The 16,308-nt window shown below is 54.9% G+C and carries 15 protein-coding genes and 1 pseudogene; 7 read left to right on the top strand and 9 right to left on the bottom strand.

From position 1 onward, the window contains the following. Together F8N21_RS24495 and F8N21_RS24490 are read left to right on the top strand one after the other, a co-directional pair. The coding region (locus F8N21_RS24495; RefSeq protein WP_150644577.1) for a malic enzyme-like NAD(P)-binding protein at nt 1–1,170 on the top strand (1,170 nt) is incomplete at its 5' end. A gap of 88 nt (nt 1,171–1,258) precedes the next feature. Further along, nucleotides 1,259–1,417: pseudogene (locus tag F8N21_RS24490) on the top strand (acyl-CoA dehydrogenase family protein); the annotation flags it as partial. 169 nt (nt 1,418–1,586) lie between these two features. On the opposite strand, the gene F8N21_RS24485 reads toward F8N21_RS24490, so the two are convergent. Next, complete coding sequence (locus F8N21_RS24485) at nt 1,587–2,483, bottom strand: LysR family transcriptional regulator (protein WP_150644576.1); 897 nt, start codon at nt 2,481–2,483, stop codon at nt 1,587–1,589. 163 nt (nt 2,484–2,646) lie between these two features. Here F8N21_RS24485 and F8N21_RS24480 point away from each other — a divergent pair, with 163 nt between their 5' ends. The 4 genes from F8N21_RS24480 (at nt 2,647) to F8N21_RS24465 (ending at nt 6,547) form a co-directional block, all read left to right on the top strand. Then, on the top strand, nt 2,647–3,948 hold the full coding sequence (locus F8N21_RS24480) for an NAD(P)/FAD-dependent oxidoreductase (RefSeq protein ID WP_150644575.1): 1,302 nt from the start codon (nt 2,647–2,649) through the stop codon (nt 3,946–3,948). A 70-nt stretch (nt 3,949–4,018) separates the two neighbouring features. Next, the gene (locus F8N21_RS24475) at nt 4,019–5,107 is read left to right on the top strand and encodes a polyamine ABC transporter substrate-binding protein (protein ID WP_150644574.1); all 1,089 of its coding nucleotides are present in this window, start codon (nt 4,019–4,021) and stop codon (nt 5,105–5,107) included. Nucleotides 5,108–5,412: 305 nt separating this feature from the next. Continuing rightward, nucleotides 5,413–5,784: a nuclear transport factor 2 family protein gene (locus F8N21_RS24470; protein ID WP_150644573.1), complete on the top strand. Its 372-nt coding sequence runs from the start codon at nt 5,413–5,415 to the stop codon at nt 5,782–5,784. 40 nt (nt 5,785–5,824) lie between these two features. Then, complete coding sequence (locus tag F8N21_RS24465) at nt 5,825–6,547, top strand: gamma-glutamylcyclotransferase (protein ID WP_150644572.1); 723 nt, start codon at nt 5,825–5,827, stop codon at nt 6,545–6,547. A gap of 147 nt (nt 6,548–6,694) precedes the next feature. On the opposite strand, the gene F8N21_RS24460 is transcribed toward F8N21_RS24465, so the two are convergent. Further along, on the bottom strand, nt 6,695–7,009 hold the full coding sequence (locus F8N21_RS24460; RefSeq protein ID WP_150644571.1) for a DUF3303 domain-containing protein: 315 nt from the start codon (nt 7,007–7,009) through the stop codon (nt 6,695–6,697). Nucleotides 7,010–7,334: 325 nt separating this feature from the next. Here F8N21_RS24460 and F8N21_RS24455 point away from each other — a divergent pair, with 325 nt between their 5' ends. Then, complete coding sequence (locus tag F8N21_RS24455) at nt 7,335–7,715, top strand: RidA family protein (RefSeq protein WP_150644570.1); 381 nt, start codon at nt 7,335–7,337, stop codon at nt 7,713–7,715. A 123-nt stretch (nt 7,716–7,838) separates the two neighbouring features. Here F8N21_RS24455 and F8N21_RS24445 read toward each other — a convergent pair whose 3' ends face one another. From F8N21_RS24445 to F8N21_RS24415, 7 genes are all read right to left on the bottom strand, one after another. Then, complete coding sequence (locus F8N21_RS24445; protein WP_150644568.1) at nt 7,839–8,552, bottom strand: phosphocholine cytidylyltransferase family protein; 714 nt, start codon at nt 8,550–8,552, stop codon at nt 7,839–7,841. A gap of 108 nt (nt 8,553–8,660) precedes the next feature. Beyond that, nucleotides 8,661–9,278, bottom strand: a complete 618-nt coding sequence (locus tag F8N21_RS24440) for a gamma-glutamyl-gamma-aminobutyrate hydrolase family protein (RefSeq protein ID WP_150644567.1) — start codon at nt 9,276–9,278, stop codon at nt 8,661–8,663. Beyond that, nucleotides 9,275–11,590 (bottom strand): PEP-utilizing enzyme, encoded by a 2,316-nt coding sequence (locus F8N21_RS24435; RefSeq protein WP_150644566.1) that lies wholly within the window; start codon nt 11,588–11,590, stop codon nt 9,275–9,277. The genes F8N21_RS24440 and F8N21_RS24435 overlap by 4 nt, the downstream gene beginning before the upstream one ends. A gap of 5 nt (nt 11,591–11,595) precedes the next feature. Continuing rightward, entirely contained in the window at nt 11,596–12,345 is a 750-nt protein-coding gene (locus tag F8N21_RS24430) for a class I SAM-dependent methyltransferase (protein WP_150644565.1), read from the bottom strand. Further along, nucleotides 12,342–12,905 carry an adenylyl-sulfate kinase gene (locus F8N21_RS24425; RefSeq protein ID WP_224788282.1) on the bottom strand — a complete coding sequence of 188 codons (564 nt, stop codon included), beginning with the start codon at nt 12,903–12,905 and terminating at the stop codon, nt 12,342–12,344. Before F8N21_RS24425 ends, F8N21_RS24430 begins: the two co-directional genes overlap by 4 nt. A gap of 31 nt (nt 12,906–12,936) precedes the next feature. Further along, nucleotides 12,937–14,133 carry a hypothetical protein gene (locus tag F8N21_RS24420; protein WP_150644564.1) on the bottom strand — a complete coding sequence of 399 codons (1,197 nt, stop codon included), beginning with the start codon at nt 14,131–14,133 and terminating at the stop codon, nt 12,937–12,939. Nucleotides 14,134–15,112: 979 nt separating this feature from the next. Further along, a complete protein-coding gene (locus F8N21_RS24415; protein ID WP_150644563.1) occupies nt 15,113–16,240 on the bottom strand; it encodes an alkene reductase in 1,128 nt (375 codons plus the stop codon). Nucleotides 16,241–16,308: the final 68 nt, after the last annotated feature.

The following is a 16,308-nucleotide window of genomic DNA, read 5'->3' as shown; positions in this document are numbered from 1 at the left end:
CTGTCGCTGGCCTACAGCCCCGGTGTAGCCGAACCAGTCCGCGAAATTGCCCGCGACCCTGAACTCGCCTACAAGTACACCGGCAAGGGCAATCTGGTTGCAGTGATTTCCGATGGCACCGCGATTCTCGGCCTGGGTAACCTCGGTCCATTGGCTTCCAAGCCGGTCATGGAAGGTAAGGGCGTGCTGTTCAAGCGCTTCGCCGGTATCGACGTGTTCGACATCGAAGTCGACTCCGAAAGCCCGCAAGCCTTCATCGATACCGTCAAGCGCATCTCGATCACCTTCGGTGGCATCAACCTGGAAGACATCAAGGCGCCAGAGTGCTTTGAAATCGAACGCGCTCTGATCGAGCAGTGCGATATTCCGGTGTTCCACGATGACCAGCATGGCACCGCGATCGTGACCGCTGCCGGCATGATCAATGCCCTGGAAATCGCTGGCAAAACCCTGCCAGAAGCCAAGATCGTCTGCCTGGGTGCTGGTGCTGCCGCTATCTCCTGCATGAAGTTGCTGGTGAGCATGGGCGCGAAGATCGAAAACATCTTCATGGTTGACCGTACCGGTGTGATTCACTCCGGCCGTGAAGACCTGAACCAGTACAAGGAAGTCTTCGCTCACTCGACTGAAAAACGCACCCTGTCTGACGCACTGCAAGGTGCTGACGTGTTCGTCGGTCTGTCTGGTCCGAACCTGCTGAGCGCAGAAAACCTGCTGCTTATGGCGGCTAATCCGATCGTTTTCGCTTGCTCGAACCCGGACCCGGAAATCTCCCCGGAACTGGCTCACGCAACCCGCAACGACGTGATCATGGCCACCGGTCGTTCGGATTACCCGAACCAGGTCAACAACGTACTGGGCTTCCCGTTCATCTTCCGTGGTGCTCTGGACGTTCGCGCCAAGCGCATCAACGAAGAAATGAAAGTGGCTGCGGCCAACGCCCTGCGTGAACTGGCCAAACTGCGAGTGCCACAGGACGTCTGCGACGCCTACGGTGGCATCCAGCTGGAATTCGGCCGTGAGTACATCATCCCGAAACCAATGGACGCTCGCCTGATCACCGTGATCTCCGACGCCGTGGCCAAGGCCGCGATCGAGAGCGGCGTGGCAACCCTGCCGTATCCGAAGAACTACCCGCTGAAAAGCGTGGATGACGTGTTTAACGGTTAAGTAGCAGACCCATTAAAAAAACCGGCCATTACAGACTGTGTGAAAACCTAGCAATCTGCTCTCCGGTTAAAGAAAATGCCCGTATCGCAAGGTACGGGCATTTTTCTTATGCGTTATCGCTCCTCGTGCTGAAGCCGCGGATCGTGATGATCAATTTACCATGGATTTATGGCGCAAATTTGGCGACATGGGGCTTTTGGGTTTGACGGTTGACGAGTGTTACGGCGGATCCGGGATGGGGTATCTGCACTGTCCTTGCGAAGCTCTTTAGCGAAGTGGAATGCTTGAAATTAGCGAGCTTGGCTGAAGAGGAAGTTACCCTGGCTGCGACGATCAAGCCATTGTCTGTGAATGGCTGATGTCCTACCGCGAGAGCGGATCCAGAAGCGCTGGACCGCTCTACTTGTGGGCCAACTTCAGCCTGCGTCCCGCTCGGCCTGCAGCGCAAACCATTGCATGATCAGCGAGCACGCCGGATGAGCGGCGGCCGAGGGTTGCGGGCACAGCGAATAGACTCCTCTGGTTTTCAAGGGTTGGCCGAACGGGACGATGAGCACACCGCGATCGATAGACTCCTCTGCCAGGGTCATGTCGGTCATGGCCACCCCCAGGCCTCGCGCGGCTGCATCGAGCGCCAATTCGTCGAGGTTGAAGGGTATGTGTCGGTAGTTCTCCAGCGAATTACCGCCATTGGCTGCCAGCCAATCAATCCAGGCTTGTTTGTCCGCCGAACGATGGAGCAGGGGAAAGCGGACCAGATCGTCCACCGAATCCAGTGGATGGATTGAGTTGCCCAGGCCGGGGGCGCACACCGGAACCAGGGCTTCCTCGAACAGGGTCAGGCAGGCTGGATCGCTGGACGGTTCGGCTAGGTAGAGGATGTAGGCGTCGCTGTCGCTGGCCGGCTCGACGACCTCAGTGGCAACGGTCTCGATCGACAGGGAAATTTCCGGGTGACGGCGGTAGAAGTCGCTGAGCTTGGGCAGCAACCATCGAACCGCCAGCGACACATGCATGCGTATGCGAAATGGGCGTTTCTGCGGAGAAAGTCGATCCTCGAGGGTTTTCAATTGCTCCAGGATGCTTCGAGCGCTGCCAAGCACCTGTTCACCCTCTGGGGTCAGTCGAATGCTGCGGCTGCTTCTGACGAACATAGGCACGCCGAAGTGACTCTCCAACTGCTGAATTTTTCGGCTCACGGCACTTTGGGTCAGGCAGAGCTTTTGCGCAGCTTGGGTGAAGCTGCCCGAATCGGAGACCTCCACCAGTGCCTGCAAAGCCTGCAGAGAGGGGACGTGGCGAATTTTATCCATGCGTTTCCAGAATATCTCGATGATTTTATAACGTTGGTCGTATTACTACAGACCTTATAGATTCTAGCTCTAGCTACCGTCATCTCAAACCACTTATGCGATTTATGCATGTGCTTCTGTGAATGGATGCGGCTCGCGGAACGACAGTCAAATGAGGTGACCCATGGAAAATGTATGTGGCTGGATTGCGCAAGCTGGAAACTCATCAGTTCGTGATCGCCTGAGCGGCGCGCAAAAAGCCGATTGGCTGGTCATCGGCGCTGGTATCACCGGCCTTTGTGCCGCTCATACGCTCGCGCAAATGCATCCTCAGGCACGCATCGTGATCGTCGACAGACAGCGAGCGGCGCGGGGGGCTTCGGCGCGCAATTCAGGGTTCGTGGTGGGCCACGAACATCCAGGCACTGATGAGCTTTCAGGTCATCGGGGGTTTGCCGGGTATGAAATGGATACCTCGATTTCACGTGCCGCCAGCGCGGAGGTACGCCAGCGTATCGGGCGCCATTGCATCGAGTGCGACTTCAGGGACTCCGGCTATTTCTTTGCTGTCAGCGACCCAGGGAAGCTGACCCATGTCGAGGCAAAACTCGAGACGCTAAAAGCCGTCGGTGCCTCTGCGCAATTTCTGCAAGGCGAACAGCTTTTCAAAAAGCTGGGAACCCGGCATTACCAGGCCGCGATCTGGTGTGGCAACGGCAACGCATTGCTGCAACCGGCGAAATACGTGAAGGGCTTGCTGGATGCGCTGCCGGAAAATGTGATCCTCTACGAGAACACCGATATCACCGGCCTGGAGCGCTTGGGCAAAGGGCGCATTCGGGCTAACGGCATCGATGCAAGCATTGAGGCGAAGCAGGTGCTGGTATGCCTGAACGCTTTCATCCCACGTGCGGGGATCGATGACAGCGCAACGTTCCCGATGGAACTCAGCGCCAGCCTCACGCGGCCGCTCAGCAACGAGGAGTTCCGTGCCATCGGTGGTGTGGAGCCTTGGGGCGTGCTGTCCACCCGACCACTCGGCGCCACGGTGCGATTGACCCCGGATCGTCGAGTGATGATCCGCAACACGGCGGAATACCGTTCTCGGGATTTGTCCAACAGTGAACTCCTGCACCGGCGAAAACACCATGTGCTGGGCTTGCAGCGACGTTTTCCGTGGTTGACCGAACAGGATATTCAATACACCTGGACCGGGCATCTGAGCGCCTCACGCTCCGGACAACCTTATTTTGCCAAGGTTGAAGAGGGGCTGTTTGCCGTGGCCGGATGCAATGGTTCAGGCGTTGCGCGCGGCACCCTGTGGGGGCGCCTGCTCGCCGAACTGGCATCGGGTGCCGACTCGCCAATATTGCAGTCGGTCATGCACAGGGCTCAGCCCGGCTGGCTCCCGCCCCGACCATTACTCGACATCGGTGCCATGCTGCGGATGCGCGTGGAGGCAGTCAGGGCCAGGACAGAAATCTAGAACGCCGCAAAAGAATAAGAATCCAGAAAGCCACAAAAGAACAAAAGCTCCTCAAAAAAGGTGATTGAACATGCACGTCAACAAAATTTCCCTGGTGTTATTGCTCACTACGTTTTCGGCAGCCACCTATGCTGGCGAAGTCGTCAATGTTTCCAACTGGAACGGCTACATCGCCGACGATACCTTGACCACTTTCACCAAGGAAACCGGGATCAAGGCGACTTACGACATTCACGACAGCAACGAAGTCCTGGAATCCAAGTTGATGACGGGTAATACCGGTTATGACGTGGTCAGTCCTTCAAACCATTTTCTGTCCAGATTGATCAAGGCAGGGGCTATTCAGAAGCTTGACAAAAGTCAGCTACCCAACTGGAAGAATCTTGACCCGGCGTTGCTGAAAAAACTCGAGGTCAATGATCCAGGCAACCAGTACGGTTATCCATACATGTGGGGCACTGCGGGTATTGGCTACAACGTAGAGAAAATCAAGGCGATATTCGGTAACACCGATGTCACCCGTTCCTGGAGCCTGTTTTTTGATGAGAACAACATCAAGAAACTGAGCGAGTGTGGCGTGGCGATTATCGACAACCCTACGCAGATCCTGCCGATCACCCTCAACTATCTGGGGCTGCCACCTCACAGCCACGAGCCTGCGGATTACAAAAAAGCCGAGCAGGCGTTGCTCAAGATCAGACCCTACGTCCAGTATTTCCATGCCTCCAAGTACATCAGCGACCTGGCCAATGGCAATGTCTGCGCGGTGATTGGTTTCAACGGCGACGTGGTGCAAGCAGCTGCCAGTGCCAAGGAAGCCAAAAACGGAATCGACATCGCCTATTCGATTCCTGATGAGGGTTCGACCCTTTGGCTCGACATGGTGGTCATGCCCAGGAGCGCGCCGCACGAGAAGAATGGCTATACCTATATGAACTACCTGCTTGAGCCGAAGGTCATTGCCAACATCAGCAACAGCATCCATTACGCCAACCCCAACAGTGCGGCGGATGAGTACGTCACTCCGTCCGTTAAGCAGGACCTGGCGATTTACCCAGAGAAAAGTGTCATGGACAAGTTGTTCACCGTTGAGGATCTCCCGGCTGCCATCGCACGGCTGAGTACTCGCCTGTGGACCAAGTTGAAAACCAATACCTGACGACAGTTGCACCGTCCTTGGGTTGCGGTGGCGCAGCCCATGCGCCTGCGCGCGCTACCGTTGAATCGCGTCTGGCCGCCCCCGGACATGCTGGTGGAATTCACCGTCGTCGCGGCGGGCTGATCGCTAGCTGTTCATGGAGTCGACAGGCGGCACCGGTCGACTCCATACGGACGCTCGGAACCTGTCTACCAGGCCCAGGACAATTCAGCACGCGGTGCTAGACTTTCAGATTGATCAGCCCCTGGGGAGACAGTCGATCAACCTGCACCTATGGTGCGATGAGCAGAAACCAGAGGTTCGACATGACTACTGACCCGTTAGATAAAGAACTCATCAACGTGGTGGTCCGCAATTATGTGGAGGGCATGGTATTCGCAGACGAGGTATTGCTGCGGCAGGCCTTTCACCCATCCTGTCGCATTATTGGCCACTACCATAAAGAGCTTGATTGGTTATCCCTTGATGAATTTATCGGAGCCATCAAGGCCGAAGGCCCGGCTGCAAAAAAGGTAAAGCCCTTCTGGGAGATTATTGATCTGGACATAACCGGTGATGCCGCAGCGGTAAAAATCATTGATGATTATATCGGGATGAGATTTACAGATTACCTGTCGCTATTGAAAGTTGATCATCGCTGGATGATCGTCAATAAGCTTTATTATTGCCATGAGTAGAGGGGGCTGATCCTCCAGTTAGTCCTATCGAGAGGCGGGTATGGCCGAAGAACAAGCGACCCGATTCAAAGGACGAAATCTGACTGCGGAACACGTCGCTTGTGTTGAGCGGTTCGAGCCCGATCCTGGACCCGAGCCGGGCACGAACGAACACACCCAGGCAGAGTTTGACGCGATGGTGGAGGCGCTTTTACTTGAATACCAACCGGAAGATCTTTGGGTCTTTGCTTATGGCTCACTGATCTGGAATCCGGAGTTCGAGGTTGTGGAGAGCCGTAGCGCCACCGCTTATGGCTGGCATCGGTCGTTCTGCCTGAAGCTGACTCGCTGGCGCGGCACACGCGAGTTGCCTGCCCTGATGCTGGCCCTCGACCGAGGCGGAAGCTGCAACGGGTTGGCCTACCGGCTTCCAGCGCAAGACCACTTCAAACAACTGGGACTGTTAATGTTCCGGGAAATTGACGCAAACCCACCGACCAATGTTCCCCGCTGGATTTCGGTTAAAACCGAGTCCGGGATAGTGCGTGCCTTGGCCTTTGTCGCAGCACGCGACGGAATGGCCTATGCAGGCAAATTGCCCATGGAAAAGGTTGCACATGTATTGGCTCGCGCAGCCGGGCACTGGGGGTCGTCAGCCCAATACTTATTCCGGACTGTGACAATGCTCAAAGAGTATGGCATTCGTGACCGTAATCTGTGGCGGATACAAAGCCTGGTCGCACAGGAGATCGAAGAATCCTTGTCCGCTGCGAAGAAGATTTAGAACAGCTTCAGGGTGAAGGGCAGGGTGGGATGGAAATATCCTCTGAAATTCGCTCGAACCGACCGCCAGCGGCCACAGGCTGTTGGCGGTCCGGTTGAGCAAAGGATTTACCCACTGTCTGACCAAAATCCAGGGCGATGGCAACCATCACTGGCGTTTCAGTCCATCGCGCCAGGTAATGGCTTCGAGTTCGACCCGGACCGCGTCCTCGATGGCAATCACCGGGCGCGCCTGGAATTCAAACGCAGGAAACGTCGAGCACACTTTATGAACCACCACCGGATCGTCGCAGTCCACCAGCATGTATCCACCCCATTCACCCACGCGCACGACAAACACCTCGATCTTGAAATTGTCCGGTGCTTTCCATTGACTGAACACTTCAAGGATCCGTTTCTGCGCATTCTCGTACTCCGCAGGCGAACCTTGTGGGCGTTCGAACCAGCTGATCATGTACTTCATTGCCATCCTCCTCTCTATTGCATTGATGCCCTCGAAACGACTACGGCTTGAACTGGCTATCTGGACACCCAGTGGTGCATCACACCCGGACAAACAGCGCATTTCAAGGCGGTAGCGCATGTTGCCTTGAGAATGTTATCCGCCAAGCCCGTTAAATCTGCCAGTGTTTGGTTGGTTAGCAGATCTGAAGCTGTAAACTGGGCCGTGCAAAAGGCATTACCTCATTGAATGCCCCAGCGGGCTTGGCTGACTGAGCCCGCTGACGATGTCGGGCCGCCCGCCCCATACACGAACGCCTCCTTACCACCTCAAGCAAGAGATCCCCATGGCGAACCACGACCTCACTTTCCTCCCTGACCCTGACCCGGAATCCATTTCCTCCGACGTCGCCGGTATCAATGGCCTGCTGGTCTCCACTCAGATCCCCACCCGCGCCGACGGCAGCCTGGAGCTGGGCGATATCGTCCTGCAGAGCGAGTGCACCTTGCAGGCGCTCAAGGTAGCGCTGGAGCGCGCCGGCAGTTCCATGGACCGGGTCCTGCATCTGACCATCTACCTCACCGACATGGCCGACCGCGCCGCCTTCAACGAGGTCTACCAGCGCTTCTTCACCAAGCCCTGGCCGGTTCGCGCCGCCGTTGGCGTGGCCGCCCTGGCGGTCGAAGGCATGCGCGTGGAAATCACCGCGATGGCGGCCAAGGGCTGAGTCCGTCGTCCCGCTGGCGGGGATGGACTACCAGTTGGAAGCCGCGGGGCTTTATCAGTGTGGAGTGATGCTCAAACAGGCGCCTGTGGGGGCGGTGGTGTTTTCCAGTGTGTCGTTGAGCGATTATTGATACAAAAAGAGATCCTCGGCAGAGTCCACTTCTCCCCATTCTCCGGTGTACGCAAAGGCCTGTATCGGGACCCGCCCCGCATCAATGACTTGCTGAAGGGTGTTCGTCATATGCACTTTGTCACACTGTTCCGGGGTTAATGCTGAGCGAAGCCGAACTACTTCTGCCCAACCCTCAGGCGTGAAGCGCAAGAGCCCCATGTATTGTCCCTGAATATCGTCTACTGATTTCGGTTTGTTGCCGATTTCGGCCAAGGTGTTAGCAGATGTAAGGCGGAACGTTTCGGCATCCAATAATGGATCGCCAAAACGCTGTGTCCAGAGCCCCAGCCAATTCGGGTCATAGGTGACTGCCAGGGAAGCCTTGCATTTCATCAACGACTGGACCGCTGCGGGACTGTAGAAGATGTCGGAATAACTCACGATGCACGGTTCTTGCTGCAGCCAGGCTTCAGCACACGCCAATGACGACACCATGTTGGTTTGCGCCCAGCGTGAATTATGGAATTCAATCAACCCTTGGTCTGCCAACAACTCGCGTTTGTAGCCAGTAACGATGGCTATCTTGCAAATGCCTGCATCGCGCAGTGCCTCAAACTGCCACTCCAGCAGTGTCTTGCCTCGCAACTCGACCATGCACTTCGGACGTTCATCCGTGAGGCTTTTCATGCGGCTGCCACGTCCGGCAGCCAAAATAATGGCATTCACAACACTTCTACCTCATGAAATTTCAAATGGAAGTTGTCTCGGCGAGTTGAGCTCCAAGTGCCACTTGCTCAGTCAGAAACACAGTCCGAATAGCCTGTTAAAGCCGTTTTATTCACCGAACAACTGCTTCAATCGATGAACGTCGTGTGATGCAAACACGTCCTCTCTCTCCGGGTGCCACATCCAGCCTTCCCAGGGCAGGCTGAGGTGTCGGATGGCTTCGATTTCTCCATCTTCACTGCGCGCCAAGACCTCAAATTCTTCCGGACAACAGGCAAGAGCAAAACCGTGATAACTGTTCACCTCGGCAACAATCTGTCCTGACAATTTATGCCGGGCTCGCACATGACCTGTAACCGATTTTAGCTCGCCGCCTGACCAGTGCGCGATCATCTGCATTCCCCGGCAAATTCCGAGTACTGGCAGGCTGTGGGATCGTGCATGGTCAAGCAATCTGCTTTCGGTCAGGTCGCGTGCCGAACACTGGCCGATGTCATTCCCTCCCGAAAGCACTATGGCCTGTGGCGATACCTTGTTCAGCCAGTCATGCAGGGCATCATGAATCAGCCCCCCATCGAGTGTTTGCAGACACAACCCGTTAGGTACCGACACCGGCAAAAAGCCGGCGGCCAGAAGAAAAGTGATCAGACGCTGGTCGAGCGCATCACGGCTTTCGCCGCGCTCAGGAAACACGTCCACACGCTGGCTGATGGCAACAACCTTCATGCCAGCATCTCCACCCAGCGCCCGGGACAGTCCAGGTGTAAGCGTTGAGCCGCCGACCAGCGGCGATAGAGCACTTCACCGGCACCGATAACCGCTGGCAGGCCAAGTTCGCCGGCTCGAATCGCCATGTGTGAGTTGGCGCCGCCCCAAGCTGTTATCAACCCGGCAATCGGGTAGGCAAACAACCAGTCAAACCCCGGGTCCGCATTGGGAATGCAGACAATCGCCCCGGCGAGCCTTTCTCGGTCATCACTGCCCACCACGGGAGCTGTCACCTGTTTCTGGGTGATGAAGTTGGGGGCTGTTTCCGGCCATTCGAAGGACCAGACATCCTCAGGGCGGACAATCACCGGCGGCAGCGATATCTTGAGGGTTTTTTCGTAGCGGGCCTTGCCCTGTTCAATGCTGCGTAACAGCACATCCTTGGGGTCGACTGCCGCAATGTGCAGTTCCTTGAAGGCATTGATGTCGCAATAGGCGATGTCTTCGCGGCCAATGCCGTGCTGGGCGCCCACTTCGGCAATCAATGCCAAGGCATCCGATAAATTGCGGGTGAAGTGGAACTTGGCCAGCTCACGCAGTTCGATTCCCGCTTGCATGAAGTCCAGTAAGCCGACCGGATCAGGCTGCAAGCCGTGTTCTTCCAATTGCTTCACGATTGCGCGCATCTGTGGAAGGGTCAGCGAAAAGGGTTTTACCGGTTCCGGAGCGGATGGACGCTGAGTCCAGTCGAAGTAGAGTTCCGGCGCTTCATCGTAACGGGGCGAAAGGATGTCGTAGGTGCCCGGGCGCAAGTGGCCGTAGCGCGCGAGGAACGTCGCCTTGTCCAGTATTGCTCGGTCACGTGCTAACTGGCCGCTGACGGTTGAGACGCCACCCATGAAGCAATCGTAGTCAGCCTGCGAGAACACGCCCACCGTCACCAGAGATTTAAGCATCTGCACCGCGACGAAGCCGGCACGCGCCAGACCGGCGAATGGCAGGGTGCCATAGCGTTTGGCATCCTCCAGCAGCCAGTAAATCCGCTCCAGTGGGTCGGCATTGGATGCCAACAACTCTTCGCGTCGCGCATTGAGTATGTCGAGCTTATTGGCATCAGCGCGCCATAAGCCGTCCTTGGGATGAACGATGCGGTTGGTCAGCTTGCGCAAACTGGTGCTGATGGCCTCCAGCTCGTGCTCCAGGAAACCGGCACTGGCCAAACGCTCCAATCGCTGCGATAAATCCAGTGTGTAGCACGAGAATACAATCTCGAACTCCACCTTATCGTGCAGCGTCGGTTCGGTCAGCAGCCGATCGATATAGTGATCGACCAGCCGCCCGGCCAGCCCCTCATCGAGGTCTGCTGGAATGAAAGAGTTAAACGACAAGCGCACATCGATGTATGGCAACCCAAAGAAATGCGGCATCAGCGGGAAGCTGCGCAAGTTGCGGTAGCCATAGTTATGGCGCTGGTAAGCCCAGATTGAGTCAGTCACCAAATCCCGGTACAGCGAGAGCGCGAGCGGTTTGGGACGGATGCCGATAATCTCGGCCGGATTCCAGTCCGGCATCACGCCATAGACAGTACGCTGGCCCATCAGAAATGGGTGCGGCTGCATGCCCCGCGCCACCTTGCGCTGAATACTATCCAGCCGAGCGGCCTGGTCTGTTTCAGATTCGGGACGTGTCGGCAAAATCAATGGCCGGGCCTGTAACAGCCACAGTACCTCGCCTGCTGCTTCGAGCGTGACAGCGAACTCGCAATCAACCGGGGCGCCATCGAACAACGCCAGCAACTCTTCGAGCAAGGCAATGATGGGGGCGAGGCTTGGCGGTGGTGGCACTTCGCTGCGTGCCGCCTGCTGCCACAACCGACCGCCCATGCCGCTGGTGATAGATGCGGTGTCACTGCCTTCCGACCAGTTCACCACACGATACGGCGCACAGGTATTCGGGTCGTGGGAAAAGGCAACGCCGGACCGAACCACATTTTCCAGCATCGGCTGAATCAGTACCTCGTCTGCCAGGTGTGCATCGCCATAACTTGCGATCACCCGTTCAATCGCCGATCCCAATTCTGCTTCATTGACATCAGGGATCGAGAGAAAAGCCCCCGCGCAGGAAGCTTGCGCGCCATCCTCTCGCAGACAGCTAGAGCGCACGATCCACGGCCCGTCTCCTAATCGTCCCCGGATATCACGAAAACAGGCGTGCCGCCCCATCTTCCATTCCCTCACGGTGAACGACAGCAAGGGAGCAATGAGAGCCGACCTGAGTCGCTCCTGAAGGCCGATCAATGTGCCGGCTTTGGTAGAGAAATGCAGCGACATCGGCATTATCTCAACTGAGAAACCCAGATATTGGTCGAGTACGGAATCTGGATCGAGGCCGTATCAAGGCTTCTCAGATAGTCATCGATTGCGCTAATTACCTCATGGAATTTCGCACCGGCTTGACGCTCCAGTGTCGCGTGGGAAAACCAGGCTTCCAGACATTCTTCGATGGTTTGCTCATGAATGACACGCGCATCAAGATGAACAACAGGTCCGAAAAGCGCACTGGCGTCTATGACTGCGGTTTGATCTTCACGACGAGTACCATAGCCATAACCCTGTACCCGCTCTTTGATGATGGCTTCGATCCGGGCCTGGATAGGATCATCAAGATGACGATGATTCCACATACAGGCGAACCAGCCCCGAGGCTTGAGAATGCGCGCGGTTTCCGTGAGTGCCTGCTGGCGGTCGCAGACATTGAAGGAACTACCAAAGGTGACCATGTCGAACGCTTTGGATGTTTGCCCGGTAACTTCGCCGGTACCTTCATGCCAACGGACATTGGCCAGCTCGACGGTACGCTTAATACCATTGACTCTCATCGCATCATTCGGCTCCACGGCCACAACATCCAGACCACGAGCAGCCAGCATCATGGTCAGGTGTGCAACACCTGCTCCGACATCGCAAAACTTATCGCCTTTCTCGGCACCTGCAATCGAAAGCATCGCGTCGATCGCGGCATCGGCGTAGTCAGGACGTTTCAAATAAGCGTCGGCCAGGGTGGTGTAATCCCATTCGGTTTTCATACCAGCTTCCTTTTAAAAAAATGGTGGAGCAAGTTATCAGTCAACGTTTGTATTGAGCGGTGAGGATCGAACTCCACCACCCAGTCTGCCGCGTCCGGTTCATCAATCGATAAATCGAGCCCCGCGACATTGTGCAACTCGCCCGCATCGAACCGGCGATATATTCCCTTGGGATCCCGACGGCGCAGTTCTTCCACCGGCACCTTCAAATAAACCTCGAAATAACCAGGTAAGTGGACACGGTTCCAGGCATGAACTTCGCGGAACAGCGAAATCGTGGCGATCACTACTGTGTGTCCTTGCGCCGCAATGACTCTGCACAGATGGGCGTATTGCATGGCCAGCGCCAATCGCCCCTCACGCCCATGGTTTTGCGGATTGGCAGCTGTTGCGCGAAATACGTCGCGCAGTTCATCCCCGTCCAACATGACAACCGAGTGGCCATGGTGTCGAAGCCCGGCAGCGAACTCAAGGGCCAAAGTTGATTTGCCCGCACCCGACAGACCGGTAATCCACACTACTTGCCCGGCAAAGTCACCTTTCATATCGACCTGACTCATGTGCAGTTTAGAAGCGTTAGTTGCCTGAAATTCATGAGGGTTGCAGCACGCTTTGTTGATCCTCGATCTCACACTCGTTGACTGTTCCCAAAGAGTCGATCACGAAGTGGCAAAAACTGGATTCGTGCTTTTTCTGAACCAAATCTTGAAACACTTCATCCGGGTGATGTAGTTCGCTGTATTCTGAATCGTAGAATTTTTTATAGATAAGATAACTTTGCTCGGGGGTAAGTAATTCAAACCCAAGTAATAAATCTTTAATCTCATCGCCATCTTTGGCTATTGGCAGAAAACTGTCCATTTGTTCCAGCCAGGCCGTAACCATGGGGTGGCTCTCATTTGTTTCCGGAACATAATAAATTGGCAGTCTGCATGTATTTAGCATAAAGGAAACACCGCCGCTTGAGCCGTCGGTAATGACAGTATCACATTGTGGGTAGAATTCTTTACTGCTTCCTTTAGTATAATCTATTGAAATCCATTGATACTGAGAAAGCTGGTCACACATCTCCTTTACATACGGATGCTCAAAATCAGTCATATAGGGTCGCAAAATAAATTTTGCATGAGGAATCTGGGACTTGACTGCATTAATTACCACTTCCATGTTTTCATATAGAGTAGCGCCGCCCGGGCATATTCCTATTTGGGTCGGCAGAAGGCCTACTATATACTCCTTGGATGGTTGCAAAAGTTCAGGGGGAAATTTGATAGGTTCGGGGATTTTAATTGGCAGTGTACGTATTGCACTGGTTTTTCTAAGGTCCGAGCGAAGTGTCTTCCTGTTAGGTACTAGATGTAACGCGCTCCGGTCATGCCTGTAAAGCTGTAGACCTGCTTTAACCAGGTCAAAAAACGATCTGGATGAAGAAACAATCGCATCCCAATAGGATGTCAATTCGGAAAAATAGTACCGGTCCCTGACGGGCATGCCGACATTGCCGTGCGAAATAAAAATACCAAAATTTGAATCGTCAAGCAGTATCCCAACAAAGGCATCATTTGAGATAATTATTTGCGATTTTAACGTGGCGATAAAATCCAGTCCCACCTCCTTGACTGGATAACTCAGGGCCTGCTCTGCTTCGTGCGTACTTATACCGGCAATATTTGTTTGGAGTACTATACAGTTATATTTATAGCGAAGAGCATTTAGAGCTGGTAATAAGTATTCAAGATAAGTTTTTCCACCATTGTTGACGTTGCTGATCAAGTAAACGTTTTTCATAAATAAATGTGCACCTTCAAAGCTGTCCCAGGCAAGCCAGGCTTAGACCAAGTAAACGCACATAAGAGGGAGAGGCATTTGATCCTGCCCAGGCCGATCTCCCTTCAGCACGTGTACATCCTTATGGTGAAGCAAATCAGACTAAAATCTTATTACATTTCATTGAAAAATCAATAACAGAGCTTCGACTTTGGACGCACGAACCGCGCCACTATACCTCAAGCTGGCAAACCCTGCACTTGGCTACCATCGCTAGCACAAGGTTTCTGCTTCATTCCATTTCCGACCTCTTTAGCTTAGACATTCCTCACCAACAGCAAGAAAAACCATGGCAGAAATAGCACTGCGGCACATAGGCCTGATTGCTATTTACGTGCGTGATCGCCGGTACGGCTGAGATCGCAATTTGCCGGTCATGCCTTGTGAAACAGACACCTTTTTTGGGCTGATTTCTGTCTGATTCGACTTGCCGGTTTGGGTCCAGGCTGTGTAAAAACGTTTTAGAGAACGTTTGGTCGCTGGGATCGGAACAAAAATCGCGCGATTTACCACCGGTCAGCCAGCGGCAGAAACCCAGACTGAAAAAGTGGCGGACAATAAGTACCTGGAAGCCCACCGGAATGGTTCAACACCAAAGACAAAATCAAGCGGTAAACGCATTCAAGCCTAGATTGCCGGCCATTAGGCAATGGGGCCAATAAGCGATTGGTGCGTGTGGCGTCGCATGAAAGGATTCCACGCAGAGTAGGCAATGACGTGTCGATGAGCCGCAAGCGTCCATCGGTGCCCTTTGTCTCGCACGCACCGGCGCGCAGGGATCAGCAAGGTATGTTGGACGGACGCTAACCAGTGACCGCTTTTGGCCGATCGCTGCCTATCGCGACCGGCTGAAAACGACCCATAGCGGCCGCTGACAGCGCGCTGAATCAGGCAATGGAAGTGCAATTATTACTTCGCCATCGCCAACCTGAAGCCAGCGTCAGGCTGGTGCGTATGGGGGATAGTCCACATAACCCTTGGCGGTGCCACCGTAGTAGGTGTCACGATCTGGCGTCGTCAAAGGCCAGCCGTTTTTCAAGCGTGCGACCAAATCAGGATTGGCAATGAACGGTTGTCCAAAGGCTGCCAGGTCGATCAGCCCGGCGTCCACCAAGTCTTGGGCGCGCTCCAGTGTCATATCACCGGCGAGAATGAGAGCGGTTTCGCCCAATTGCGCTTTGCAGTGTGTCAGCAATTCTCGAAGAGCCTGCTCCTGCGCAGTAGAGCTTTCGTCCGCCAGGAAGAAGTGGGTCTGATCCATGACGTGGACATAGGCGATCCCACGCTTATTCATGCCTGCGCAGAGTGCAGAGTAGGTCTCGTCGATCTCGGGGTAGATCGGCATATCGAAAAGCTGCCCGTACGGAGAGATCCGGATACCCACCCTATCTGCACCAATTCTGGCGCAAACGGCATCCACCACTTCAAAAACGAAGCGCAGGCGGTCTTCCAGGCTTTTCGCCGAATAGCGGTCGCAGCGGTCATTGACCAATGGGTTGAGAAACTGCTCGATCAGGTAGCCGTTGGCGCCGTGGATTTCCACCCCATCGAAGCCGGCAGCAATTGCGTTCTGCGCAGCTTGCGCAAAGTCTTCAACGACTCGACCGACTTCCTCAGTAGTCAGAGGGCGTGGAGTCGACGTTGGGACAAATCCTGGTTCACCGCTCTGCGTGTATCCGAACGCGATCGCGCCTTGCGCAACTTTGCTCGTGGCACTGACGGGTGTTGTCCCATCGATCTGAATCGAAGTATGGGAAACACGTCCGACATGCCACAACTGAGCAAAGATTCTGCCGCCCACACTGTGGACGGAATCAGTGACCAGCTTCCAGCCCTGGATCTGTTCCTCGGTGTAAATCCCCGGGTTGAAGAGATAGCCCTGGCCCTCGCGGGAGATTGGGGTACCTTCGGATATGATCAGGCCGGCAGTGCCGCGCTGGGTGTAATGCAAGGCCACCTGTTCAGTTGCAATGTCCTCCGGTGCCCGTGAGCGGGTCATCGGTGCCATGACGAAGTGGTTGTTCAGCGTCAATCCGCTGAGATCATATTTGCCAAATAGGTCAATCATGAATCGGGGCCTCCAAGTGGGGTAAAGCATGTCTATGCATTGGCGCCATGGTAGGAGGTTGCCAAAAC

Source organism: Pseudomonas fluorescens (assembly GCF_902497895.1).
In the GTDB taxonomy this organism is placed as follows: domain Bacteria; phylum Pseudomonadota; class Gammaproteobacteria; order Pseudomonadales; family Pseudomonadaceae; genus Aquipseudomonas; species Aquipseudomonas fluorescens_BP.
Note: the sequence above shows the minus strand (reverse complement) of the source record. Positions and strands in the feature narration are given on the sequence as shown.